General features: G+C 49.7%; 21 protein-coding genes and 1 pseudogene. 15 read left to right on the top strand and 7 right to left on the bottom strand.

Annotation, left to right across the window (positions count from 1 at the left end; all coding sequences use genetic code 11):
- Positions 1 to 283 precede the first annotated feature (283 nt).
- The 4 genes from K0778_RS21725 to silR form a co-directional block, all read right to left on the bottom strand.
- On the bottom strand, positions 284 to 634 hold the full coding sequence (locus K0778_RS21725) for a DUF305 domain-containing protein (RefSeq protein WP_000647571.1): 351 nt from the start codon (positions 632 to 634) through the stop codon (positions 284 to 286).
- 147 nt (positions 635 to 781) lie between these two features.
- Positions 782 to 1,213, bottom strand: coding sequence for a silver-binding protein SilE (gene silE / locus K0778_RS21720; RefSeq protein WP_000790485.1), 432 nt, complete (start codon positions 1,211 to 1,213; stop codon positions 782 to 784).
- A gap of 244 nt (positions 1,214 to 1,457) precedes the next feature.
- Complete coding sequence (silS, locus tag K0778_RS21715) at positions 1,458 to 2,939, bottom strand: copper/silver sensor histidine kinase SilS (RefSeq protein WP_000555736.1); 1,482 nt, start codon at positions 2,937 to 2,939, stop codon at positions 1,458 to 1,460.
- Positions 2,932 to 3,612, bottom strand: coding sequence for a copper/silver response regulator transcription factor SilR (gene silR, locus K0778_RS21710; RefSeq protein WP_000697968.1), 681 nt, complete (start codon positions 3,610 to 3,612; stop codon positions 2,932 to 2,934). Before silR ends, silS begins: the two co-directional genes overlap by 8 nt.
- Positions 3,613 to 3,801: 189 nt before the next feature.
- Here silR and silC point away from each other — a divergent pair, with 189 nt between their 5' ends.
- The 7 genes from silC to K0778_RS21675 all read left to right on the top strand — a co-directional run bounded on the left by silC (position 3,802) and on the right by K0778_RS21675 (position 13,471).
- Positions 3,802 to 5,187 (top strand): Cu(+)/Ag(+) efflux RND transporter outer membrane channel SilC, encoded by a 1,386-nt coding sequence (gene silC / locus K0778_RS21705; RefSeq protein ID WP_000475507.1) that lies wholly within the window; start codon positions 3,802 to 3,804, stop codon positions 5,185 to 5,187.
- Positions 5,188 to 5,214: 27 nt separating this feature from the next.
- Positions 5,215 to 5,568, top strand: a complete 354-nt coding sequence (cusF, locus tag K0778_RS21700) for a cation efflux system protein CusF (RefSeq protein WP_001246155.1) — start codon at positions 5,215 to 5,217, stop codon at positions 5,566 to 5,568.
- A 113-nt stretch (positions 5,569 to 5,681) separates the two neighbouring features.
- On the top strand, positions 5,682 to 6,974 hold the full coding sequence (gene silB / locus K0778_RS21695; RefSeq protein WP_001381488.1) for a Cu(+)/Ag(+) efflux RND transporter periplasmic adaptor subunit SilB: 1,293 nt from the start codon (positions 5,682 to 5,684) through the stop codon (positions 6,972 to 6,974).
- A 10-nt stretch (positions 6,975 to 6,984) separates the two neighbouring features.
- A complete protein-coding gene (gene silA / locus K0778_RS21690) occupies positions 6,985 to 10,131 on the top strand; it encodes a Cu(+)/Ag(+) efflux RND transporter permease subunit SilA (protein ID WP_153449118.1) in 3,147 nt (1,048 codons plus the stop codon).
- Positions 10,132 to 10,217: 86 nt separating this feature from the next.
- Positions 10,218 to 10,658 carry a DUF411 domain-containing protein gene (locus K0778_RS21685; protein WP_000758229.1) on the top strand — a complete coding sequence of 147 codons (441 nt, stop codon included), beginning with the start codon at positions 10,218 to 10,220 and terminating at the stop codon, positions 10,656 to 10,658.
- Positions 10,659 to 10,755: 97 nt separating this feature from the next.
- Complete coding sequence (silP, locus tag K0778_RS21680) at positions 10,756 to 13,233, top strand: Ag(+)-translocating P-type ATPase SilP (RefSeq protein WP_001398208.1); 2,478 nt, start codon at positions 10,756 to 10,758, stop codon at positions 13,231 to 13,233.
- A 40-nt stretch (positions 13,234 to 13,273) separates the two neighbouring features.
- Positions 13,274 to 13,471: a DUF2933 domain-containing protein gene (locus K0778_RS21675; protein WP_000843494.1), complete on the top strand. Its 198-nt coding sequence runs from the start codon at positions 13,274 to 13,276 to the stop codon at positions 13,469 to 13,471.
- Between the two features lie 33 nt (positions 13,472 to 13,504).
- On the opposite strand, the gene K0778_RS21670 is transcribed toward K0778_RS21675, so the two are convergent.
- Complete coding sequence (locus K0778_RS21670; protein WP_000287501.1) at positions 13,505 to 14,242, bottom strand: peptidoglycan DD-metalloendopeptidase family protein; 738 nt, start codon at positions 14,240 to 14,242, stop codon at positions 13,505 to 13,507.
- A gap of 288 nt (positions 14,243 to 14,530) precedes the next feature.
- Positions 14,531 to 14,980, bottom strand: coding sequence for a copper resistance protein (locus tag K0778_RS21665; protein WP_001023257.1), 450 nt, complete (start codon positions 14,978 to 14,980; stop codon positions 14,531 to 14,533).
- Positions 14,981 to 15,214: 234 nt separating this feature from the next.
- Between K0778_RS21665 and pcoA the strand changes: the two genes are divergently transcribed.
- From pcoA to pcoE, 7 genes are all read left to right on the top strand, one after another.
- Positions 15,215 to 17,032: a multicopper oxidase PcoA gene (pcoA, locus tag K0778_RS21660; RefSeq protein WP_000925240.1), complete on the top strand. Its 1,818-nt coding sequence runs from the start codon at positions 15,215 to 15,217 to the stop codon at positions 17,030 to 17,032.
- A 5-nt stretch (positions 17,033 to 17,037) separates the two neighbouring features.
- Entirely contained in the window at positions 17,038 to 17,928 is an 891-nt protein-coding gene (gene pcoB / locus K0778_RS21655) for a copper resistance outer membrane transporter PcoB (protein ID WP_001378118.1), read from the top strand.
- A gap of 39 nt (positions 17,929 to 17,967) precedes the next feature.
- Entirely contained in the window at positions 17,968 to 18,348 is a 381-nt protein-coding gene (gene pcoC, locus K0778_RS21650) for a copper resistance system metallochaperone PcoC (protein ID WP_020219105.1), read from the top strand.
- 55 nt (positions 18,349 to 18,403) lie between these two features.
- On the top strand, positions 18,404 to 19,282 hold the full coding sequence (gene pcoD / locus K0778_RS21645; RefSeq protein WP_229692861.1) for a copper resistance inner membrane protein PcoD: 879 nt from the start codon (positions 18,404 to 18,406) through the stop codon (positions 19,280 to 19,282).
- A 54-nt stretch (positions 19,283 to 19,336) separates the two neighbouring features.
- Positions 19,337 to 20,017, top strand: a complete 681-nt coding sequence (pcoR, locus tag K0778_RS21640; protein WP_001188930.1) for a copper response regulator transcription factor PcoR — start codon at positions 19,337 to 19,339, stop codon at positions 20,015 to 20,017.
- Positions 20,014 to 21,414, top strand: a complete 1,401-nt coding sequence (gene pcoS / locus K0778_RS21635) for a copper resistance membrane spanning protein PcoS (RefSeq protein ID WP_001211180.1) — start codon at positions 20,014 to 20,016, stop codon at positions 21,412 to 21,414. The genes pcoR and pcoS overlap by 4 nt, the downstream gene beginning before the upstream one ends.
- 217 nt (positions 21,415 to 21,631) lie before the next feature.
- Entirely contained in the window at positions 21,632 to 22,066 is a 435-nt protein-coding gene (gene pcoE / locus K0778_RS21630) for a copper resistance system metallochaperone PcoE (protein ID WP_000723069.1), read from the top strand.
- Positions 22,067 to 22,724: 658 nt separating this feature from the next.
- Here pcoE and K0778_RS21625 read toward each other — a convergent pair.
- Positions 22,725 to 23,015 (bottom strand): annotated as a pseudogene (locus K0778_RS21625) (DUF2776 family protein); the annotation flags it as partial.
- A gap of 47 nt (positions 23,016 to 23,062) precedes the next feature.
- Between K0778_RS21625 and K0778_RS21620 the strand changes: the two are divergent.
- On the top strand, positions 23,063 to 23,126 hold a 64-nt coding region (locus tag K0778_RS21620), incomplete at its 3' end, for an IS1 family transposase (RefSeq protein WP_001676991.1).

Here is a 23,126-nt window from a genome sequence, read left to right as displayed (position 1 = left end):
AAATCAGCCACGAAGAGACGATTTTGGGCTGAAAATTGGAAAATTGAGCCACAGGACGTCGATAAAGGACGGTTTGGGGCGTCATATCGGGAGCTGCGGACCACTTAATCGCAACTTCCTTAAATAAGCATCTCAGGTGCATATATTCCGGTCCTCAACAAAGGACCGGAGTACAGAGTAGTAAAAACCCGAAATTAATCGGGTTTGAATTATATAAAGATTAACCGACTCCCGCGCCCAGGAACGATGTAAAATCACGCTTGTCGTGACATTTCTACAATGTTTACTTTTGACTATCAAGCCATTTATTCATCTGCTCAATTTCACCTTTTTGAGCTTTAATGATGTCCTGCGCGAGCTTTCTCATTTTCGGATCTTTTCCGTATTTGAGCTCGGTCTCAGCCATTGCTATTGCCCCTTCATGGTGCGCTACCATGCCTTTCGCAAAAGCCTTGTCGGGATCGGACTCATTTACGGCAGCCATCATTTTGTCATGCATGTCTTTCATGCCAGCCATATATTCCTGTGACGAAGCCGAGGTAGACATATCAGTCATTTTCATTTCTGAATGTTCTGCTGAAATCGCTGGCAGGGATAACATTAATACTGCAAATAAAGTGTTTCTGGCTTTCATAAAAAATATCCTTTTAGCGTTGATGCCCGTTAACTGTAGCAGAATCTGATAAAAATGCCCCCTGTAGGGGGCAAAGATGTTGCCATATATCCGGTTACGGAAAAATCTATCAAGGAAATAAGGACAGCACAGATACTTCCCTCGCCGTCAGCCTGCACTGAGCATGCGACGATGCGCTTCGGCCATGGCCTGATGTGGGCCAGACTGACCGTTATTCATAAATTCATGGGCAACTGCAGCTCTTTCATGCTCATTCATTGCCGCTAATGACTTCGACGGCCCGGTAGGGGAAACGGTCTGACTTCCCATCATCCTCTGATGACTTTCCACCATTTTCTGGTGCGCATCCGCCGACCCGTTCGTCATGGTTTCATGAGCAATAATGGCCTGTTCATGCTGGTCCATACCGGCCATACGAGGTGCAGTCCCCTGGATCCCGACAGGAGCCGCAGCAGACTGCATCTGGTGAGCAGGTGCCTGTGCATTGTTGACCCGCTCATGGATATTCACGGTTTCAGTGGCCCAGGCCGAAGAAATTAAGCCAAAGCCCAGCAAGGATGCTAATACGATATTTTTCATGATAACTCTCCATTTCTTAATTAGTGATGTCCGGGGGAGTACAACCGGTGTTTTCAGTTCCATAACTGAAACAGGTTCGGAAGTGTTTATTTCTCCGGGAGGGGACTGGATATTCATTTCCTGGCGTCCACTGACGCCGGATATTGATAAAGCAATCCAGCCTTCCTGATAAGTTGCACTAATTATATCGAATGGCTTCTGTTTGCTGCATGACAGGCTAATGACATCTTTGTCATTTAAATCTTTATTCCCAGCACTGGGTGTCCGGAATCATTTTCTCCAGTCTGGGCACGGATAAGATAAAACGCGTTGAGTGTACGTCCGATTCCACCTGCACTCTTCCGTGATGTGCTTCCACGATTGACTTCACAATCGCAAGGCCGATGCCGCTGCCTTCTCCTTTTCGTTGTCTGGACGGATCCACCCGATAAAAACGGTCAAACAACCTTGATAAATGCTCTTCAGGGATTGGTTTCCCCGGATTTTCAATCACAAGGTCAAAAAAGCTCTCCTGCTCTCTTATTGAGACGGTGATTGCCTGTCCCTCCGGGGTATAACGCAGGGCATTGGATAACAGATTATTGATCGCCCTTCTGAACATTTGTGGATCTCCCTCAACCAGGCAGGGCATCCCGTTAAATTTGAGCGTGATATTGCGTTCTTCGGCCCAGGCTTCGAAAAACTCGAAGACTTTCATGACTTCCGCTCTGAGGTCAAACATGACCCTGTCAGGTATCAGCTGATTATTATCTGCCTGTGCCAGGAACAGCATATCGCTGACCATTTTGGTCATCCGGTTATACTCTTCAAGACTGGAATAGAGGACATCCTCAAGTTCCCTCTGTGTTCGATCCTGACTCAGTGCGATTTCAGTCTGCGTCACCAGATTGGTGATGGGCGTTCTGATCTCATGCGCGATATCGGCAGAGAAATTGGCCTGGCGGGTAAAGACATCCTCAATCTTTCCAATCATATGATTGAACGAGATAACCAGTTGCTCCAGCTCAATGGGAACGCGTGTCGGTTCCAGTCGCGCATCAAGATTCTCGGAGGTGATGTTTTTAATGGCATTGCTGACATTACGAAGGGGCAGGTGCCCCTGACGGACAGCGATTCGAATGATCAGAACAATCAACAGGCTTATCACGACGGCAATCGCAATCAGGTTCTTTTTCAGCGCATCGAGGTAATGGAGATGGAAATTAATGGATAGGCCAGTCAGCATGACATAGTTCTGCTGTTTGCCCTGAAATATCGCCTGACCAGAGGAGGCGATAATCCTGTATGTTTCCATCTTCATTTCGGACCCGGTATCCATCGGTCCCGCAGGATCCTCCACCGTCCAGAGAAAGACATCCCGTGCGCGGCTGTGCTCGCTAAAATCTGCTGAATTCACTGCCGGGCGTAGTGCCGCCCCCTGAGCTGAGCTAAAGAGCACTTCCCCCCTGGGATTGAGGAGCAAAAGGGCAACGTTGCGGTAGCTGGCAATTGATTCCTTTATTTTGCTTATTTTTTTATCATCCGGATCCACCGGGGACTGCAGTATACGGTTCAGTGTGGTGCTGATTTGTTGAAGATCGCTGACATCCTGCTCGGCAAAATGATTTTCAACAGAATGCAGCATAAACCAGGTGAATGCGATAAAAGCCAGTATCGTGGACAGGCTGATAAAAAAGGTCAGCCGCAGAGCGAGTGAGAAAGGGCGTCTGGAAGGTTTGCTATGCATCCGGGACCTCCAGCATGTAGCCCACGCCCCGGACTGTCTGGATCAGCTTTGTCTCGTAATCGTTGTCTATTTTAGCGCGGAGTCGCTTTACTGCGACATCGATCGCATTAGTGTCGCTGTCAAAATTCATGTCCCAGACCTGAGAGGCAATCAGGGAGCGGGGAAGAACCTCTCCCTGATGGCGAATGAAGAATTCCAGCAGGCTGAACTCTTTACTGGTGAGCACAATGCGGTTTCCGGCGCGACTGACTTTTCTGGATACGAGATCAATCGAGAGGTCAGCCACCTTAAACTGGCTTTCCGTGATCATCGTGTTTCCCCGCCTCAGAAGGGTTCTCACCCGGGCGAGCAGTTCGGCAAACGCAAAGGGTTTAACCAGATAATCGTCCGCACCCAGTTCCAGTCCTTTGACCCTATGTTCGATCGTGCCGAGGGCTGTCAGCAGTAAGACCGGCATACCCTTTCCGGCAGTGCGCAGCATGCGGATGATATCCCAGCCGTTCACATCAGGTAGCATGATATCCAGAATGACTAAATCATACTCGGCTGTCATGGCGAGATGATATCCGGTAAGACCATTATCAGCGTGATCCACTACGAACCCTGCCTCTGTAAGCCCTTTGCTGAGATATTCACCTGTTTTAATTTCGTCTTCGACGATCAATATTTTCATCTTGCTCCCCGGCTGGCTGCTAATGTCATTCTATTGCGCCCACGATCGTTATCAACGGATTACAGCAAAAATGACAACATTGTCATTATCCTGTCACCCGGCAAACAGAGAGCGTTAGGTAAAGTACCCCTATCAATACTCTGGACTTCATTTGAACCATTTACCAGGTCTGCCTGGACGAGAAGCGTTATGTTCAAATTAAAATTACTCAGCATTAGCACGATATTCATCCTGGCAGGCTGCGTGTCGCTTGCGCCTGAATATCAGCGGCCCGCAGCACCGGTACCCCAGCAGTTTTCACTGTCCCATAACAGCCTGACGCCAGCGGTAAATGGCTATCAGGATACGGGCTGGCGTAACTTTTTTGTCGATCCCCAGGTTACCCGGTTGATCGGTGAAGCTCTGACTAATAACCGTGATTTGAGAATGGCTGCCCTGAAGGTTGAAGAGGCCCGAGCCCAGTTCAACGTCACGGATGCAGATCGTTATCCCCAGCTGAATGCCTCATCCGGGATAACATACAGCGGTGGTCTGAAAGGTGACAAGCCGACCACACAGGAGTACGACGCGAGACTGGAGCTCAGCTATGAGCTCGATTTTTTCGGCAAACTTAAGAACATGAGTGATGCTGATCGCCAGAACTACTTTGCCAGCGAAGAAGCCCGTCGGGCCGTACACATCCTGCTGGTATCCAACGTTTCACAAAGCTATTTCAGCCAGCAACTGGCGTACGAACAACTTCGTATTGCGCGGGAAACGCTGAAAAATTATCAACAGTCCTATGCTTTCGTTGAGCAGCAGCTCGTGACCGGGAGTACGAACGTTCTGGCACTTGAACAGGCGCGAGGACAAATCGAAAGTACCCGCGCCGAAATAGCCAAACGAGAAGGCGATCTGGCTCAGGCAAACAATGCCCTGCAACTGGTGCTGGGAACGTACCGCGCACTTCCGTCAGAAAAAGGGATGAAAGGCGGGGAGATAGCCCCAGTAAAATTGCCACCAAATCTGTCTTCACAAATTTTGCTGCAGCGACCGGATATTATGGAAGCGGAATATCAGCTGAAAGCGGCTGATGCCAATATTGGCGCAGCGCGAGCGGCCTTTTTCCCCTCAATTACCCTGACCAGTGGTCTTTCCACAAGCAGTACGGAGCTGTCCAGCCTGTTTACGTCAGGAAGTGGAATGTGGAATTTTATCCCTAAAATTGAAATTCCTATATTTAATGCTGGCAGGAATAAAGCCAATCTGAAGCTGGCTGAAATTCGCCAGCAACAGTCGGTGGTTAATTACGAACAAAAAATTCAGTCAGCCTTTAAGGATGTTTCCGACACGCTTGCGCTGCGCGACAGCCTTAGCCAGCAACTTGAGTCACAGCAGCGTTATCTTGATTCACTTCAGATAACTCTCCAGCGTGCCAGAGGATTGTATGCAAGTGGTGCTGTCAGTTACATCGAAGTGCTGGATGCAGAACGTTCCCTCTTCGCTACCCAGCAAACCATTCTCGATCTTACCTATTCCCGGCAGGTTAACGAAATTAATCTGTTTACCGCGCTGGGTGGCGGTTGGGTAGAGTAAATTTATTTAATTAATCAGGAAATTAAAATGCGTAATTCACTTAAAGCCGTTTTATTTGGTGCCTTCTCTGTCATGTTTTCTGCCGGTCTTCATGCTGAAACACATCAGCATGGCGATATGAATACTGCCAGTGATGCTTCGGTACAGCAAGTTATCAAGGGCACCGGTGTCGTTAAAGACATTGATATGAATACTAAGAAAATCACCATTTCGCATGAAGCAATTCCAGCGGTGGGCTGGCCTGCAATGACCATGCGCTTTACTTTTGTTAATGCAGACGATGCTATTAATGCCCTGAAAACAGGCAACCATGTCGATTTCTCGTTTATTCAGCAGGGCAATATCTCCTTACTCAAAAGCATTAACGTGACGCAGTCCTGATTGGCTGTCCGGAGCGATTACATCCTGTGCGCCTGTACATTCACATAGGTATATGTGTGAGTTAACCGTCAGGCGCATATGCCAGGTGTTTTGATTTTTTAGCGGAAAATTGTATGGCTTCTTTAAAGATAAAATATGCTGCAATAATTATCAGCAGCCTCATAGCAGGGGGGCTGATATCGGTTACTGCCTGGCAGTATGTAAACTCATCACAAAAAACAGTACAAACCGAACAAAAGGCACCGGAGCGAAAGGTACTTTTCTGGTATGACCCGATGAAACCGGATACCAAATTTGATAAACCCGGAAAATCGCCCTTTATGGATATGGACCTGGTGCCAAAATATGCTGATGACAGTGGCGATAAAAGCAGTGGCGGGATCCGTATCGACCCAACCCAGGTTCAGAATCTGGGATTAAAAACGCAAAAAGTCACGCGAGGAATGCTGAATTATTCTCAGACAATCCCGGCTAATGTCAGCTATAACGAGTATCAGTTTGTTATTGTGCAGGCGCGTTCTGACGGGTTTGTCGAAAAAGTCTACCCCATGACGATTGGCGATCATGTGAAGAAGGGGACGCCACTTATCGATATTACCATTCCGGACTGGGTGGAAGCACAGAGTGAATTCCTTCTGTTATCCAGCACCGGTGGTACTTCCACGCAAATTAAAGGCGTTCTGGAACGGCTTCGCCTGGCAGGTATGCCGGAAGAGGATATTCAGAGACTGCGTTCTACCCGGAGCATTCAGACCCGTTTTACCATTAAAGCACCTATTGATGGTGTCATTACTGCATTTGACCTGCGCACCGGCATGAATATTTCGAAAGATAAGGTGGTGGCTCAGATTCAGGGAATGGACCCGGTCTGGATCAGCGCTGCAGTGCCAGAATCTATCGCCTATCTGCTGAAAGATACGTCGCAGTTTGAAATTTCGGTACCGGCTTATCCGGATAAAACATTCCATGTCGAAAAATGGAATATTCTTCCCAGCGTGGATCAGACAACCCGTACGCTTCAGGTCCGTCTCCAGGTTTCTAATAAGGATGAGTTTCTCAAGCCGGGCATGAATGCCTATCTGAAACTGAATACCAGAAGCCAGGAGATGCTGCTGATACCAAGCCAGGCCGTTATCGATACCGGCAAAGAACAGCGCGTGATTACTGTTGATGATGAAGGCAAGTTTGTGCCGAAACAGATCCACGTTCTGCATGAGTCACAGCAACAGTCCGGCATCGGCTCCGGCCTGAATGAAGGCGATACCGTGGTGGTCAGTGGCCTGTTCCTCATTGACTCTGAAGCCAATATTACGGGCGCACTGGAACGTATGCGCCACCCTGAAAAAACAGAAAGCAGTATGCCAGCAATGTCTGACCAGCCTGTAAATATGCATTCAGGGCACTGAGGAGACGACGATGATTGAATGGATTATCCGGCGCTCTGTCGCCAACCGTTTCCTGGTCATGATGGGGGCCCTGTTTCTCAGCATCTGGGGCACATGGACGATTATTAACACGCCTGTCGATGCCTTGCCTGACCTGTCAGATGTGCAGGTCATTATCAAAACCAGCTATCCCGGCCAGGCCCCGCAGATTGTAGAAAACCAGGTCACCTATCCACTTACCACCACCATGCTGTCCGTGCCTGGCGCAAAAACCGTGCGTGGTTTTTCACAGTTCGGTGATTCGTATGTGTATGTCATTTTTGAAGACGGCACCGATCTGTACTGGGCCCGTTCCCGCGTGCTGGAGTACCTGAACCAGGTACAGGGAAAACTGCCCGCCGGTGTGAGTTCTGAAATCGGTCCGGACGCCACGGGGGTGGGCTGGATATTTGAATATGCCCTTGTCGATCGCAGCGGAAAACACGACCTTTCAGAACTGCGTTCTCTGCAGGACTGGTTCCTGAAATTTGAGCTGAAAACCATCCCGAACGTGGCTGAGGTCGCTTCGGTTGGCGGCGTGGTGAAACAGTACCAGATTCAGGTCAATCCGGTAAAATTGTCTCAGTATGGTATCAGCCTGCCCGAAGTGAAACAGGCCCTTGAATCGTCTAACCAGGAGGCCGGTGGCTCATCCGTTGAAATGGCCGAAGCTGAGTATATGGTCCGTGCCAGCGGTTATCTTCAGAGCATTGATGATTTTAATAACATCGTCCTGAAAACAGGCGAGAACGGCGTGCCGGTTTATCTGCGGGATGTTGCCCGCGTGCAGACCGGGCCTGAAATGCGGCGTGGTATTGCCGAGCTGAACGGCCAGGGCGAAGTCGCTGGCGGCGTGGTGATCCTGCGGTCGGGTAAAAATGCACGCGACGTTATCACGGCAGTGAGGGATAAACTTGAGACGCTGAAGGCCAGCCTGCCGGAAGGCGTTGAAATCGTGACCACCTACGATCGCAGCCAGCTCATCGACCGGGCGATTGATAACCTCAGTTCCAAACTTCTGGAAGAGTTTATCGTGGTGGCCATCGTCTGTGCCCTGTTCCTGTGGCACGTACGTTCTGCCCTGGTGGCGATTATCTCTCTGCCGCTTGGTCTGTGTATCGCCTTTATCGTCATGCACTTCCAGGGACTGAACGCCAATATCATGTCGCTGGGAGGGATAGCGATTGCCGTCGGTGCGATGGTGGATGCCGCCATTGTGATGATTGAGAATGCGCATAAGCGGCTTGAGGAGTGGGATCATCAGCATCCGGGTGAGCAGATTGACAACGCCACCCGCTGGAAGGTGATTACCGATGCCTCCGTTGAAGTGGGACCCGCACTGTTTATCAGCCTGCTGATCATCACCCTGTCCTTTATTCCTATCTTTACCCTGGAAGGTCAGGAAGGACGTCTGTTTGGCCCGCTGGCATTCACGAAAACGTACTCCATGGCGGGCGCGGCCGCGCTGGCCATCATCGTCATTCCGATTCTGATGGGATTCTGGATCCGGGGGAAAATTCCTACAGAGACCAGTAACCCCCTGAACCGGGTACTGATCAAAGCGTATCATCCATTGCTGTTGTGGGTTCTCCACTGGCCAAAAACAACCCTGCTGGTTGCGGCCTTGTCCATTTTCACCGTTATCTGGCCGCTGAGCCAGGTGGGCGGTGAGTTTCTGCCGAAGATTAACGAGGGCGACCTGTTGTATATGCCGTCGACCCTGCCGGGTGTCTCTCCGGCTGAAGCTGCAGCGCTCCTGCAGACGACGGACAAGTTAATCAAAAGCGTTCCTGAAGTGGCCTCTGTATTTGGCAAGACCGGTAAAGCAGAGACCGCCACGGATTCCGCACCGCTCGAAATGGTTGAAACCACGATCCAGCTCAAACCTGAGGATCAGTGGCGTCCAGGCATGACGATTGACAAGATTATTGAAGAACTCGACAGGACCGTCCGTTTACCGGGGCTGGCAAACCTCTGGGTGCCGCCAATCCGTAACCGTATTGATATGCTCTCAACCGGGATCAAAAGCCCGATAGGTATCAAGGTGTCCGGAACGGTTCTGTCCGATATCGATGCAACGGCGCAGAGTATCGAAGCGGTCGCCAAAACCGTACCCGGCGTAGTGTCTGCTCTCGCAGAGCGACTGGAAGGCGGGCGCTACATTGATGTGGATATCAACCGGGAAAAAGCCTCCCGCTACGGAATGACGGTGGGCGATGTGCAGCTGTTCATCTCATCAGCCATCGGCGGCGCGACGGTAGGGGAAACGGTTGAAGGCGTGGCCCGGTACCCGATTAATATCCGCTATCCGCAGGATTACCGGAACAGCCCGCAGGCCCTGAAACAGATGCCGATCCTGACCCCGATGAAGCAGCAGATCACGCTGGGCGATGTTGCGGATATTAAGGTCGTTTCCGGGCCGACTATGCTGAAAACGGAAAATGCCCGTCCAGCCAGCTGGATTTACATTGACGCGCGCGGCAGGGATATGGTGTCGGTGGTTAATGACATTAAAACGGCGATCAGTCAGAAAGTGAAACTGAGACCGGGTACCAGCGTGTCATTCTCCGGACAGTTTGAACTGCTTGAGCATGCCAACAAGAAACTGAAGCTGATGGTGCCGATGACGGTGATGATCATCTTCATCCTGTTGTATCTGGCATTCCGCCGGGTTGATGAAGCCCTGCTGATCCTGATGAGCCTGCCGTTCGCCCTGGTTGGCGGGATATGGTTCCTGTACTGGCAGGGCTTCCATATGTCTGTCGCAACCGGAACGGGGTTTATCGCTCTGGCCGGGGTGGCAGCAGAGTTTGGCGTGGTCATGCTGATGTATCTGCGTCATGCCATTGACGCGCACCCGGAATTGTCCCGTAAAGAGACGTTCACACCGGAAGGCCTTGATGAAGCCCTCTATCATGGTGCCGTACTGCGTGTCCGGCCGAAAGCCATGACCGTGGCGGTGATCATTGCGGGTCTGCTGCCAATACTCTGGGGAACCGGTGCAGGTTCAGAAGTCATGAGCCGTATCGCGGCACCCATGATTGGTGGGATGATCACGGCTCCGCTGCTGTCCCTGTTCATTATTCCTGCCGCCTACAAATTAATCTGGCTGCGCAGACATAAAAAAAGCGTGTCCTGAACCTGAAAGGGCACCCCCTGTGGGTGTCCTTCTTTACTGATTCACCCTGACGTCAGGGTTTATATCGATAATATACAGAGGTGAGTATGAAAAAAGTGGTTCTAATGGCGCTGGCTCTCGGCCTTTCACTACCCGCGATGGCGAGTGAAAAAGTCATTGATATGTACAAATCTGAAAACTGTGGCTGTTGTTCCCTGTGGGGCAAAGCGATGGAAAAAGACGGGTTCGAAGTACGAACTCACGTCATGAATGATCAGGCGCTGTCAGCCCAGAAAGAAAAGCATGCTATTCCTGCAGGACTACGAAGTTGTCATACCGCGGTTGCCGGTAATTTGATCATTGAAGGCCATGTGCCTGCGACAACGATACATAAGGCAATGCAGTCTGGTTCGGGTATATACGGTCTCGCCACCCCCGGTATGCCAGCAGGAAGTCCTGGAATGGAGATGGGAGCCCGAAAAGAGGCTTACGATGTTATCGCATTCTCACCGGATGGAAGTAAAAAAGTCTTCCAGCGAATCGAATAGTCAGCGGAACGGCTGATAACGGGACGCCGGTAGCAGGCACTCCTGTGCCGGCGATATTCGTGGTAATCGCATCCATGACATACCCTGAAGACAGAAAATGCTTCAGATATGCATAAGGAGAGTTACAGTGAAAAATAACAATGCAGTGCAACACAACAACCAGACTGCTTCTGAGCAGACATTATCCCCGGACGAGGGCCACGTATTGCATAAGGTGAGAGATCCCGTGTGCGGGATGGCCATCCTGCCCGACAGGGCGCACAGCAGCATTCGATACCAGGACCATCAACTTTATTTCTGCTCCGCCAGCTGTGAGAGTAAATTTAAAGCCCATCCCGATCGTTATCTTACCGAAGATGCCAGTGAACATTCCCATCACCATCACCACGATCATCACGAAGTCAGCCCTGATCAGATAAAACAGCCTCACCACCAGGCGGAAAAAGAGAATTCTGAAGGTGTGTGGACATGTCCGATGCACCCGGAGATACGCCGCAGTGGTCCCGGAAGCTGTCCTGTCTGTGGAATGGCACTGGAGCCGCTCGTAGCTACGGCATCCACGGGGCCGAGTGATGAACTTCACGACATGACAAGACGCTTCTGGCTGGGGTTGTTGCTGGCGTTTCCGGTTCTGGTACTCGAAATGGGATCTCATCTGTTTCCCGACTTGAGGAATACAGTACCGCCACAGTACAACACATGGCTGCAGTTGCTTCTGGCCTCCCCTGTCGTGTTGTGGTGTGGCTGGCCATTCTTCGCCCGGGCCGGAATGTCGTTACGTAACCGCTCCCTGAATATGTTTACCCTTGTTGCAATGGGGACCGGCGTAGCCTGGGTTTACAGCGTCATTGCAACCGTCTTCCCCTCCTGGTTTCCTGCATCGTTCAGAAACATGGATGGCCTGGTGGCCGTTTATTTTGAAGCCGCAGCAGTTATTACGGTGCTTGTTCTGCTGGGACAGGTTCTTGAGCTGCGGGCACGGGAACAAACCTCAGGCGCCATTACTGCGCTTCTGAACCTTGCCCCCAAAACCGCCAGACGGCTGGATCATGACGGTCATGAAACGGATATTAATGCGGAAGATGTCCTGCCTGGCGATAAGCTCCGCATCAGACCTGGAGAGAGTATTCCGGTCGACGGTATCGTGATCGAAGGCAAAACAACCGTTGATGAATCGATGGTGACCGGGGAGTCTATGCCGGTTACCAAAACGAAGGATGACCCTGTCATTGGGGGGACGATTAATCAGACAGGGAGTCTTATCATCCGTGCAGAGAAAGTCGGTGATGAAACGATGCTCTCACGAATTGTTCAGATGGTCGCTGATGCACAGCGTTCGCGTGCCCCCATCCAGAGAATGGCTGACAGCGTTTCAGGCTGGTTTGTTCCTCTGGTGATACTTATCGCGGTTGTTGCTTTCGTGATCTGGTCTGTCTGGGGGCCCGAGCCCAGGATGGCGCACGGTCTGATTGCGGCTGTGTCGGTCCTGATTATTGCCTGCCCCTGCGCACTGGGGCTGGCCACACCGATGTCGATAATGGTGGGGGTAGGCAAAGGAGCCCAGGCCGGGGTGTTAATCAGGAATGCCGAAGCCCTTGAGCGTCTTGAAAAAGTGGACACGCTGGTTGTCGACAAAACAGGCACGCTCACGGAAGGTTCGCCTACGGTGACAGGGATTATCAGTCTCAATCCGGGTGGGGAAGCATCTCTTTTACGTGTAGCGGCCGCAGTGGAAAAAGGCTCGCAGCATCCGCTGGGTATGGCTGTAGTCCGGGCAGCCCAGCACAGGGGGATCATGATACCCGCAGTCAGTGATTTCAATGCTCCGTCGGGGAAAGGTGTTTCAGGCGATGTTGAAGGTCAACGGGTTGTTATTGGTAATGAACTGGCTATGCAGGAAAACAGTATCGTTATTGATAATCAAAAGGCCGTTGCGGATAAGTTGCGGATGGAAGGCGCTACCGTTATCTATGTGGCCACAGATGGGTACCTTGCAGGCCTGATAGCTATCTCGGATCCCGTGAAAGCAACCACGCCGGATGCGCTTAAAGCTTTGCGTCAGGCGGGGATCCGCATTGTTATGCTCACCGGGGATAACCAGCTTACTGCTGAAGCAGTCGCACGGAAACTGGGAATAGATGAGGTTGAAGCCGGGATTCTGCCGGATGGCAAAAAAGCAGTGATAACCCGACTGAAAGCGTCTGGCCATGTGGTTGCGATGGCCGGAGACGGTGTGAATGATGCCCCGGCGCTGGCAGCGGCTGACGTGGGAATAGCCATGGGAACGGGTACAGATGTGGCAATTGAAAGTGCCGGAGTCACCCTTCTCAAAGGCGACTTGATGATACTGAACAGGGCCCGTCATCTGTCAGAGATCACCATGAAAAATATCCGTCAGAATCTGTTTTTTGCATTTATCTACAACGCACTTGGCGTGCCTGTGGCTGCAGGTCTGCTTTATCCTGTGTATGGAATACTGCTGTCGCCAGTTATTGCGGCGGCGGCCATGGCTCTTTCCTCCGTCAGCGTCATTGTGAATGCGTTGCGTCTGAAAAGTGTCAGGCTCGGGAAATAACACTGAGTGAAGGGTCAGTTACGAACAGAAGGAGTCCAGTATGAAAAGTACCACCTATGCGCTTATTGCTGTCGCCGCGATCGCGGCATTTGCCCTCCTGCGCGAACACTGGTCACATGTGGCAGGTTACTGGCCATATCTGTTATTGCTGGTCTGCCCGCTAATGCATCTTTTCCACGGCCACGGAGGGCATGGAGATCATCAACATCACGGAAGTGAAAACGATAAAAAAAATTAATCCGGCAGACGGGGCCGCGTCGCGGTCCCGTTATCAGTCCAGGTATCGTTCGTAGTCTCTGGCATGCGCAAAGGCATGCTGTTCGAGTTTGTTATCAGCGGGTGCCGCTGCCCGGAACGCCAGAGAGTTAACAGGGTTGTTATTGATGACCAGCTCGTAATGCAGATGAGGACCGGATGAACGTCCGCTGTTACCGGATAACGCAATAGCACCTCCCCGTGTAACCCTGGCCCCTTTAGTAACGAGTATTTTATTGAGGTGGAGATAGCGAGTTTTAACACCGGCTTTTCCCGTTACTTCAACAAAATATCCCATGGTACTGTTGTATTCGGCCCGGGTGATTTTTCCGTCGATGACGCTGACTATTTTCGTGTTCATGGGCATGGAATAATCAATGCCATTATGGGGACTCACTTTTCCCGATACCGGGTTAAGTCTTGCAGGATTGAAAGGCGAACTGAGTCTTGCTGTGGCCGGTAACGGATAATCGAGACTGCCTTTCCCGGAAGTATCGGAAAGGTTATAGAACTTTTTATCTGATATACGATACGCCGTGTAATTAAATGAACCGGACGTAAATTTATAGGCCACGACACGTGATTTTCCCGCTTTCTTTTGCAGTACGAGTTTTAATGATTCATTTTTTTTCAAATGCCGCAGATTAAACCGGGAAGGCAAGGAGCGCTGAAGAGTAGCGATCTCGTTCGATTCCAGCCCCGAGCGGGTGGCTGAAAGGTAGGCATTTTCTTTTACGACATCGGTAGAATACATTTACTGGAATTCGCCGTTAGCATGAACACTGCGGCGTATGCTAGGGGTTTTCAGGAGGCGTGTCATCTGTCAGTTAATCGGGAGCACCGTTGATGGTCGTCATTTTTGTAACATATCTTGTTTCCCGTTTGCTCCTGAAGCTCTGGGAACTGTATGACCAGCCCGACGGTGATGATTAACGGGACTGAAACAGGTTACGGCAGAGCAATATGGGGCTCATGTCCTGCTACGTAACCCGTCAGTAAAGCCCTGCTGCGCACCTGACGCTAAGCACTAACCCGCCTGCAGTTACCTGGTCGAATACAGCCCGCGAAGCTTTCTTGCCTGCGTCTGATGTGCTTCCGCACCGGCATTATTGACCTGCTCATGCACGAGAGCGGCTTTTTCTCCGGCATTCAGTTCGTTAAAAGAAGAAGACGAGGTCTTTGAATTTGCGTCACTGCCGGACAGCATTTTTTTATGTTCCTCAATCATTTTCTGATGCGCATAGGACGCGCTGTTGTTCATAAATGAATGAGCAACAATGGCCCTTTCATGTTCATTCATTTCAGAGAATGAGGGCGTGTTGTTTTTATTAACCCTGTCCGGTAAGTTTTCATGCGTCGAGGAATTCACATGACTGACGGCTGAGGCATTATTAACAAATCGATGTGCTTCATGGGCAATATCACTGGACTGAGCAAAAGCTGCCCCACAAAATAAAGCTGTAAACGCAGTGGTCGTGATTAATATATTCATGTGTAATTACCTTCTGAGGTACATAAAAGATGTCCTTATGATCATATATAAAAATAATCAACCTGTGGGGAAGATGACGTAAATGTAATACAGCTATGTACATTACACGATTGTAATGAATTTGTTTCTTAAGGTGTGCTAGATTCATTTTATTGTAAGTGGATGAACCAGTAATTTAATTTAAATCGGTTCTCGAATTCTGTCAGTAACCATACTTTAAATAAGGGAATACGCATGCTGTTGAAAACGTCTCGACGAACTTTCCTGAAGGGGTTAACCCTCTCTGGCGTAGCCGGAAGTCTTGGCGTATGGAGTTTCAATGCGCGTTCCAGTCTGAGCCTGCCAGTTGCCGCATCCCTGCAGGGTACTCAGTTTGACCTGACCATTGGTGAAACGGCCGTCAATATCACGGGCAGTGAGCGTCAGGCCAAAACAATCAATGGAGGCCTGCCGGGGCCCGTTCTTCGCTGGAAAGAAGGTGACACCATTACCCTGAAGGTCAAAAACCGTCTTAATGAACAGACGTCCATTCACTGGCACGGCATTATTCTTCCGGCCAATATGGATGGTGTTCCGGGGCTGAGTTTTATGGGCATAGAGCCTGATGATACCTACGTTTACACCTTTAAGGTTAAGCAGAACGGGACTTACTGGTACCACAGCCATTCCGGTCTGCAGGAACAGGAGGGGGTATACGGTGCCATTATCATCGATGCCGGGGAGCCAGAACCGTTTACTTACGATCGTGAGCATGTGGTCATGTTGTCTGACTGGACCGATGAAAATCCTCACAGCCTGCTGAAAAAATTAAAAAAACAGTCGGATTACTACAATTTCAATAAACCAACCGTTGGCTCTTTTTTCCGCGACGTGAATACCAGGGGGCTGTCAGCCACCATTGCCGATCGGAAAATGTGGGCTGAAATGAAAATGAATCCGACTGACCTCGCGGATGTCAGTGGCTACACCTACACCTATCTCATGAACGGGCAGGCCCCGCTGAAAAACTGGACCGGACTGTTCCGTCCCGGTGAAAAGATACGCTTACGGTTTATCAACGGCTCGGCAATGACCTATTTCGATATCCGTATCCCCGGGCTGAAAATGACGGTCGTGGCTGCAGATGGCCAGTATGTAAACCCGGTTACCGTTGACGAATTCAGGATTGCCGTTGCCGAAACCTATGATGTCATTGTGGAGCCTCAGGGTGAGGCCTATACCATCTTCGCACAATCCATGGACAGGACCGGTTACGCTCGAGGGACACTGGCCACGAGAGAGGGGTTAAGTGCTGCCGTTCCCCCCCTCGATCCCCGTCCTCTGTTGACCATGGAAGATATGGGTATGGGGGGAATGGGACATGATATGGCAGGAATGGACCACAGCCAGATGGGAGGCATGGATAACAGCGGAGAGATGATGTCTATGGACGGTGCTGACCTTCCGGATAGCGGGACATCCTCCGCGCCCATGGATCACAGCAGCATGGCCGGTATGGATCATTCCCGGATGGCCGGAATGCCGGGTATGCAAAGTCATCCTGCGTCAGAAACGGATAACCCACTGGTTGATATGCAGGCGATGAGCGTCTCTCCGAAATTAAATGATCCGGGTATTGGTCTTCGAAATAACGGAAGAAAGGTTCTCACGTACGCGGATTTGAAAAGCCGCTTTGAGGATCCTGACGGACGTGAACCTGGCCGTACCATAGAACTGCATTTAACCGGCCACATGGAAAAGTTTGCCTGGTCATTTAACGGAATCAAGTTTTCAGATGCCGCACCGGTGCTGCTGAAATACGGTGAGCGGCTCAGGATCACGCTGATCAACGATACCATGATGACTCACCCCATTCACCTGCATGGTATGTGGAGCGATCTGGAAGATGAAAACGGTAATTTCATGGTTCGTAAACACACAATAGATGTTCCCCCTGGTACAAAACGCAGTTACAGAGTGACAGCAGATGCGCTTGGCCGCTGGGCGTATCACTGCCATTTGCTCTATCACATGGAAATGGGAATGTTTCGTGAAGTCCGGGTGGAGGAATGATGCGAATGAAGAGAAATTTGAAGGCCATACCTGTTCTGGTCGCCGGTTTGTTTACCTCACAGCTTTCTATTGCGGCGGGCTCCGTCTCTGCAGATCCCCACGCCGGGCACGACATGTCTGCCATGCAGATGCCAGCAGATGAGAATTTCACTGAGATGACGTCAATGGAGCCCATTGTAACTGAGAGCAGAACGCCAATTCCGCCTGTTACCGATGCCGACCGGAAGGCTGCATTCGGCAATTTACAGGGGCATGCGATTCACGACAGTGCGATTAATTATCTGGTTCTGCTGGATCAACTGGAATGGCAACGGTCGGATAACACCAACAATTTCAGCTGGAGTGTTAACAGCTGGATTGGAGGCGACACAGATCGGATTTGGCTAAAGAGTGAAGGTGAACGAAGCAATGGGGAAACGGAGGCGGCTGAAGCGCAGTTACTCTGGGGACATGCGGTTGGCCCATGGTGGGATTTGGTTGCGGGTGTCAGGCAGGATTTCAGACCTGCTTCTGCCCGGACCTGGGCTGCTGTCGGTTTTCAGGGGCTGGCACTCTATAATTTTGAGTCTGAAATTACGGGTTTTGTCAGTAATGGCGGAAAAGCAGCCCTTCGTCTGGGAGGAGAATACGACGTTTTACTGACTAACCGGCTCATACTCCAGCCATCCTATGAGGTGAATTTCTACAGTCAGGATGATGAATCGCGGGGTCGCGGCAGGGGACTGACTGACACAGAGCTGGGGCTCCGGCTGCGCTATGAAATACGCCGTGAGTTTGCACCCTATATAGGCGTTTCCTGGAATCAACTTTACGGGAAAACATCCGATATGGCGAAAAGAGAAGGTGAGAAAGACCATCAGGTAGTATTCCTGGCGGGAGCCAGAATCTGGTTTTAACGCACTGATATAAAACACTCAACTAAACAGGTAAATAAAATGTCGATTTTAAATAAAGCCATTCTTACAGGTGGCCTCGTTATGGGCGTTGCTTTCTCTGCTATGGCCCATCCGGAATTAAAAAGCTCTGTGCCACAGGCTGATTCAGCCGTAGCGGCCCCGGAAAAGATTCAGCTTAATTTCTCGGAAAATCTGACCGTGAAATTCTCAGGTGCAAAATTAACGATGACGGGTATGAAAGGCATGTCATCACATTCTCCGATGCCGGTCGCGGCAAAAGTGGCGCCAGGCGCTGACCCTAAATCGATGGTCATTATTCCGCGAGAGCCTTTACCCGCTGGCACTTATCGTGTTGACTGGCGCGCGGTTTCTTCAGATACGCACCTTATTACCGGTAATTACACCTTTACAGTGAAGTAATATTATGAACGACCTGATTATGATTGTTATTCGTTTTCTTCTTTATCTGGATTTGATGGTAATATTTGGATTGCCATTTTTTCAGATATATGGAATAAGCGGTGTCAGACATGAAACCTATAACCTGACTAATTTCAGGTCGTTTATAACTTTTGCTGTTGTTACAGGCATCATTCTTACTGGCATTAATATGCTCCTGGTATCTAATGCCATGAGTGGAGTAACTGACCTCAGAGAATTATCCATCCATGTTATCGAGATGGTGATAGAAGAAACTGATGTGGGTATTAGCTGGATTGTCAGGCTCTGTGCCCTGTTTACCACACTCGGTGCTTTGTTCCTTTACACTAATAAGAGAGTATTGTCCTGCCTGCTGATGACGATGAGTGGGGGCGTGGCGCTGGCTACACTTGCCTGGGGAGGACACGCCGTTATGCATGACGGTCTGCATTACTATCTCCATTTACTGAGCGATCTGACCCATCTCGGCGCTGCAGGTGCCTGGACAGGTGCTCTGGTTGCATTTGCTATCCTGCTGATGCGCAGAAACGAGCATAATGCACAGAGCGTCATTGTGATATCTGACTCCCTGGCAAAATTTGCCACGGCAGGAACGGTGATTGTTGTAGCCCTGATCCTGAGTGCGCTGGTCAACTATCTGTATATTGCTGAGGGTAACTTAACTCCCTTATTCAACAGTTCCTGGGGGAGGATATTGCTTGCCAAGACGGCTCTGTTTGTTCTGATGCTTCTTCTGGCTGCAGCAAACCGGTTTCACCTGGGTCCCCGGCTTGAAGTTATGGTCAGGGAAGGGAATTATGATCGCAGCGTTGCCCTGATGCGAAACAGCATCCTGACAGAATTCGTTGTTGCGATTATCATTCTGGGCGCCGTAGCGTGGCTCGGAATGCTTGCTCCGTCTCAGGTCAGCTAGGGGACAGCCAAAGCTCATGCGTGAGATTTTTACTTTCATATCAGCGAGTTGACCATGCAGCGTATTTTAATCGTTGAAGACGAACAAAAAACAGGTCGTTACCTGCAGCAGGGACTGGTTGAGGAAGGCTATCAGGCCGATCTCTTTAATAATGGCCGCGATGGTCTCGGGGCCGCGTCGAAGGGACAGTATGATTTGATAATACTGGACGTGATGCTGCCTTTCCTCGACGGGTGGCAAATCATCAGCGCACTGAGGGAGTCCGGGCACGAAGAACCGGTCCTGTTTTTAACCGCAAAGGACAACGTGCGGGACAAAGTGAAAGGACTGGAGCTTGGCGCAGATGACTACCTGATTAAGCCCTTTGATTTTACGGAGCTGGTTGCACGTGTAAGAACCCTACTGCGCCGGGCACGCTCGCAGGCCGCAACAGTCTGCACCATCGCCGATATGACCGTTGATATGGTGCGCCGGACCGTGATCCGTTCGGGGAAGAAGATCCATCTCACCGGTAAAGAATACGTTCTGCTTGAGTTGCTGCTGCAACGCACCGGAGAAGTGTTACCCAGGAGTCTTATCTCGTCCCTGGTCTGGAACATGAATTTTGACAGTGATACGAATGTGATTGATGTCGCCGTGAGACGTCTGAGAAGTAAAATTGATGATGACTTTGAGCCAAAACTGATCCATACCGTTCGCGGTGCCGGATATGTCCTGGAGATCAGAGAAGAGTGAGGTTCAAAATTTCCCTGACCACACGCCTGAGCCTGATTTTTTCTGCGGTGATGCTTACGGTATGGTGGTTATCAAGTTTTATCCTGATTAGCACCCTTAATGGCTATTTCGATAATCAGGACCGCGATTTTCTGACAGGTAAACTTCAGCTCACCGAAGAGTTTCTTAAAACAGAGACGTTCAGGAACAAAACGGATATTAAGTCATTATCAGAAAAAATAAACGATGCGATGGTGGGGCACAATGGCTTATTCATTTCTATAAAAAACATGGAAAATGAAAAAATTGTTGAACTCTATGCCAAAAATTCTGTTGTTCCAGCGGTCCTGCTTAATAAGTCGGGTGATATTCTCGACTATATGATCCAGACGGAAGAAAATAACACCGTGTACCGCAGTATCTCGCGGCGGGTTGCCGTGACGCCGGAACAGGGTAAAAGCAAACATGTCATCATTACGGTTGCCACGGATACTGGGTATCACACCCTGTTTATGGACAAACTCAGTACCTGGCTGTTCTGGTTCAATATCGGTCTGGTCTTTATTTCTGTTTTTCTGGGCTGGCTGACCACACGTATTGGTCTGAAACCGCTACGGGAAATGACCAGTCTGGCTTCCTCCATGACCGTACACAGCCTGGATCAGCGTCTAAATCCCGATCTGGCTCCGCCGGAAATCTCTGAGACCATGCAGGAGTTCAATAATATGTTTGATCGCCTGGAGGGGGCATTCCGGAAACTGTCAGATTTCTCGTCTGACATCGCGCATGAGCTGCGCACACCAGTCAGTAATCTGATGATGCAGACGCAGTTTGCACTGGCTAAGGAAAGGGATGTTTCGCATTACCGCGAAATTTTATTCGCTAACCTGGAAGAACTGAAAAGGTTGTCACGAATGACCAGTGACATGCTTTTTCTGGCACGTTCAGAGCATGGTCTGCTGCGGCTGGATAAACATGATGTGGATCTGGCAGCCGAACTGAATGAATTACGTGAGTTGTTCGAGCCCCTGGCAGACGAAACAGGAAAGACAATCACGGTTGAAGGAGAGGGCGTTGTTGCCGGAGACAGCGATATGCTCCGACGTGCTTTCAGTAACCTGCTTTCCAATGCAATCAAGTATTCTCCCGATAACACCTGTACAGCGATACACCTTGAGCGTGACAGTGACTGTGTGAACGTGATGATTACGAATACGATGTCCGGCCAGGTTCCCGCTAATCTGGAACGTTTGTTTGACCGGTTCTATCGCGCAGACTCATCAAGGTTCTACAACACGGAAGGCGCGGGGCTGGGATTATCAATTACAAGGTCGATCATTCATGCTCACGGCGGCGAGCTGTCAGCAGAACAGCAGGGGCGTGAAATTGTGTTCAAAGTGCGCCTGTTAATGGATTAATCCCGTTGTTCAGGAGAAACCTGGAAGGTGACAAAATTGTCATCATTCAGTCACGCGATAAACAGAGGCGGTTTTTTATAATTATTCATAAATCAGGAGCAGCGTGATAACACAATCACCTGGTTCCTGGAGTGATGATTAACCCGCCCTGAGATCAACTGCTTTCTCTGTTATAAGCCATTGATTGTTTGGGTATGTAAACACCGGAGACCCAACCATGAAAAAGATTCTCGTATCATTTGTTGCCATTATGGCTGCCGCTTCATCTGCCATGGCTGCAGAGACAATGAACATGCATGACCAGGTAAATAATGCACAGGCACCTGCCCACCAGATGCAGTCATCTGCTGAAAAAAGTGCAATTCAGGGAGACAGCATGACAATGATGGATATGAGCAGTCACGATCAGGCCGCAATGTCCCATGACATGATGCAAAACAGCAATTCTGCTGCCCACCAGGACATGGCTGAAATGCATAAAAAAATGATGAAAGCTAAACCCGGAGCTACCAACGAAACAGCAAAGTCATTTTCTGAAATGAGCGAGCATGAGAAGGCCGCAGCTGTACATGAGAAGGCGAATAATGGTCAGTCTTCCGTTGTTCACCAGCAGCAGGCTGATAAGCATCGCAGTCAGATCACCCAGAATTAACCCGCAGCTCCACTTGTTAGACCCTCATTTGACGCCGAAGTCACTGGCTTACGCTCCCGTCCGGGAGCGTTTTTTTTCCCATATATCAAACTTTAACTCTGAAGAGGTGGAAGTATCTGACCAACACTGTCACGTAACGCCAGATAACTACAAAAACACCTTTTTCCTCCTGTAAATTGCAGTTCCTGCAAGAACATCAAGGCATAATGTTGGAACAGCGTGTGATACACACTTAGCATCATGTTTTGTATGTGTTTTTTTAAAACTTTACAACTTTAAAGTCTTTTTCAGGTTAAAGGATACAACTTTAATGTCTCTACACAATTGCAGCAAAGTCGTCCTGACCTATTTCCTAAAGATGAAAATTATTAGAGTCGCATTAAAAATGAGCTAATTTTGATAGTGGTTATCTTGTGATTATTTTCTAATGAGCCCGTGAACTGAAACCCTCCATGCTTAATATAAGGTGGATGGAAAGGTGATTGAAAACTCACCCAGTGGCCAGATCTTTATGAAATATGAACAGGTTGAAAAAAACAGTAACTTTGCTGTTTTTTATACTTAACCACTATGCATTAATGCTGCGTTATTTCATGATGCCTAAGAAAAACCAGCGTTACGCAAATGGTCAACGCTGGTTTTATCCGGTACGTTGCAATTATTTTTTAGCAGAACCCGCTTCTAATATTGAAACGATTGAGAACAACGTAAAGCATACCGCTCCCAAACCGACCAGAACTCGCGAAGGAATAAAATATCCCATGTCGGTCTGCGCCATTTCCGCAAGAAACGATGCCAGGAAAAGGCAAAACAGGCAGGTGAAGACGGGAATCATCGGTATTCTGTTGGCTAACGAACAGGTACGTCTCCATACCAGTGCCAGTAGCCAGACTTTTGAGAATATGCTGTAACAGATCATTCCGAGGCAAATAAGAATAATGGGTGATGCTGCCAACTTACTGATTTAGTGTATGATGGTGTTTTTGAGGTGCTCCAGTGGCTTCTGTTTCTATCAGCTGTCCCTCCTGTTCAGCTACTGACGGGGTGGTGCGTAACGGCA

It is taken from the genome of Escherichia sp. XD33, from assembly GCF_019375075.1.
Taxonomy (GTDB): domain Bacteria; phylum Pseudomonadota; class Gammaproteobacteria; order Enterobacterales; family Enterobacteriaceae; genus Enterobacter; species Enterobacter flexneri_A.
The sequence above is the reverse complement of the archived record's forward strand: the minus strand, read 5'-3'. Positions and strand labels throughout refer to the sequence as shown.

Bases quoted from the DNA above. Each gene is read 5' to 3' on its own strand.
- K0778_RS21725 (WP_000647571.1), bottom strand. From the start codon at position 634: ATGAAAGCCAGAAACACTTTATTTGCAGTATTAATGTTATCCCTGCCA.
- silE (WP_000790485.1), bottom strand. From the start codon at position 1,213: ATGAAAAATATCGTATTAGCATCCTTGCTGGGCTTTGGCTTAATTTCT.
- silS (WP_000555736.1), bottom strand. From the start codon at position 2,939: ATGCATAGCAAACCTTCCAGACGCCCTTTCTCACTCGCTCTGCGGCTG.
- silR (WP_000697968.1), bottom strand. From the start codon at position 3,612: ATGAAAATATTGATCGTCGAAGACGAAATTAAAACAGGTGAATATCTC.
- silC (WP_000475507.1), top strand. From the start codon at position 3,802: ATGTTCAAATTAAAATTACTCAGCATTAGCACGATATTCATCCTGGCA.
- cusF (WP_001246155.1), top strand. From the start codon at position 5,215: ATGCGTAATTCACTTAAAGCCGTTTTATTTGGTGCCTTCTCTGTCATG.
- silB (WP_001381488.1), top strand. From the start codon at position 5,682: ATGGCTTCTTTAAAGATAAAATATGCTGCAATAATTATCAGCAGCCTC.
- silA (WP_153449118.1), top strand. From the start codon at position 6,985: ATGATTGAATGGATTATCCGGCGCTCTGTCGCCAACCGTTTCCTGGTC.
- K0778_RS21685 (WP_000758229.1), top strand. From the start codon at position 10,218: ATGAAAAAAGTGGTTCTAATGGCGCTGGCTCTCGGCCTTTCACTACCC.
- silP (WP_001398208.1), top strand. From the start codon at position 10,756: ATGCTTCAGATATGCATAAGGAGAGTTACAGTGAAAAATAACAATGCA.
- K0778_RS21675 (WP_000843494.1), top strand. From the start codon at position 13,274: ATGAAAAGTACCACCTATGCGCTTATTGCTGTCGCCGCGATCGCGGCA.
- K0778_RS21670 (WP_000287501.1), bottom strand. From the start codon at position 14,242: ATGTATTCTACCGATGTCGTAAAAGAAAATGCCTACCTTTCAGCCACC.
- K0778_RS21665 (WP_001023257.1), bottom strand. From the start codon at position 14,980: ATGAATATATTAATCACGACCACTGCGTTTACAGCTTTATTTTGTGGG.
- pcoA (WP_000925240.1), top strand. From the start codon at position 15,215: ATGCTGTTGAAAACGTCTCGACGAACTTTCCTGAAGGGGTTAACCCTC.
- pcoB (WP_001378118.1), top strand. From the start codon at position 17,038: ATGAAGAGAAATTTGAAGGCCATACCTGTTCTGGTCGCCGGTTTGTTT.
- pcoC (WP_020219105.1), top strand. From the start codon at position 17,968: ATGTCGATTTTAAATAAAGCCATTCTTACAGGTGGCCTCGTTATGGGC.
- pcoD (WP_229692861.1), top strand. From the start codon at position 18,404: ATGGTAATATTTGGATTGCCATTTTTTCAGATATATGGAATAAGCGGT.
- pcoR (WP_001188930.1), top strand. From the start codon at position 19,337: ATGCAGCGTATTTTAATCGTTGAAGACGAACAAAAAACAGGTCGTTAC.
- pcoE (WP_000723069.1), top strand. From the start codon at position 21,632: ATGAAAAAGATTCTCGTATCATTTGTTGCCATTATGGCTGCCGCTTCA.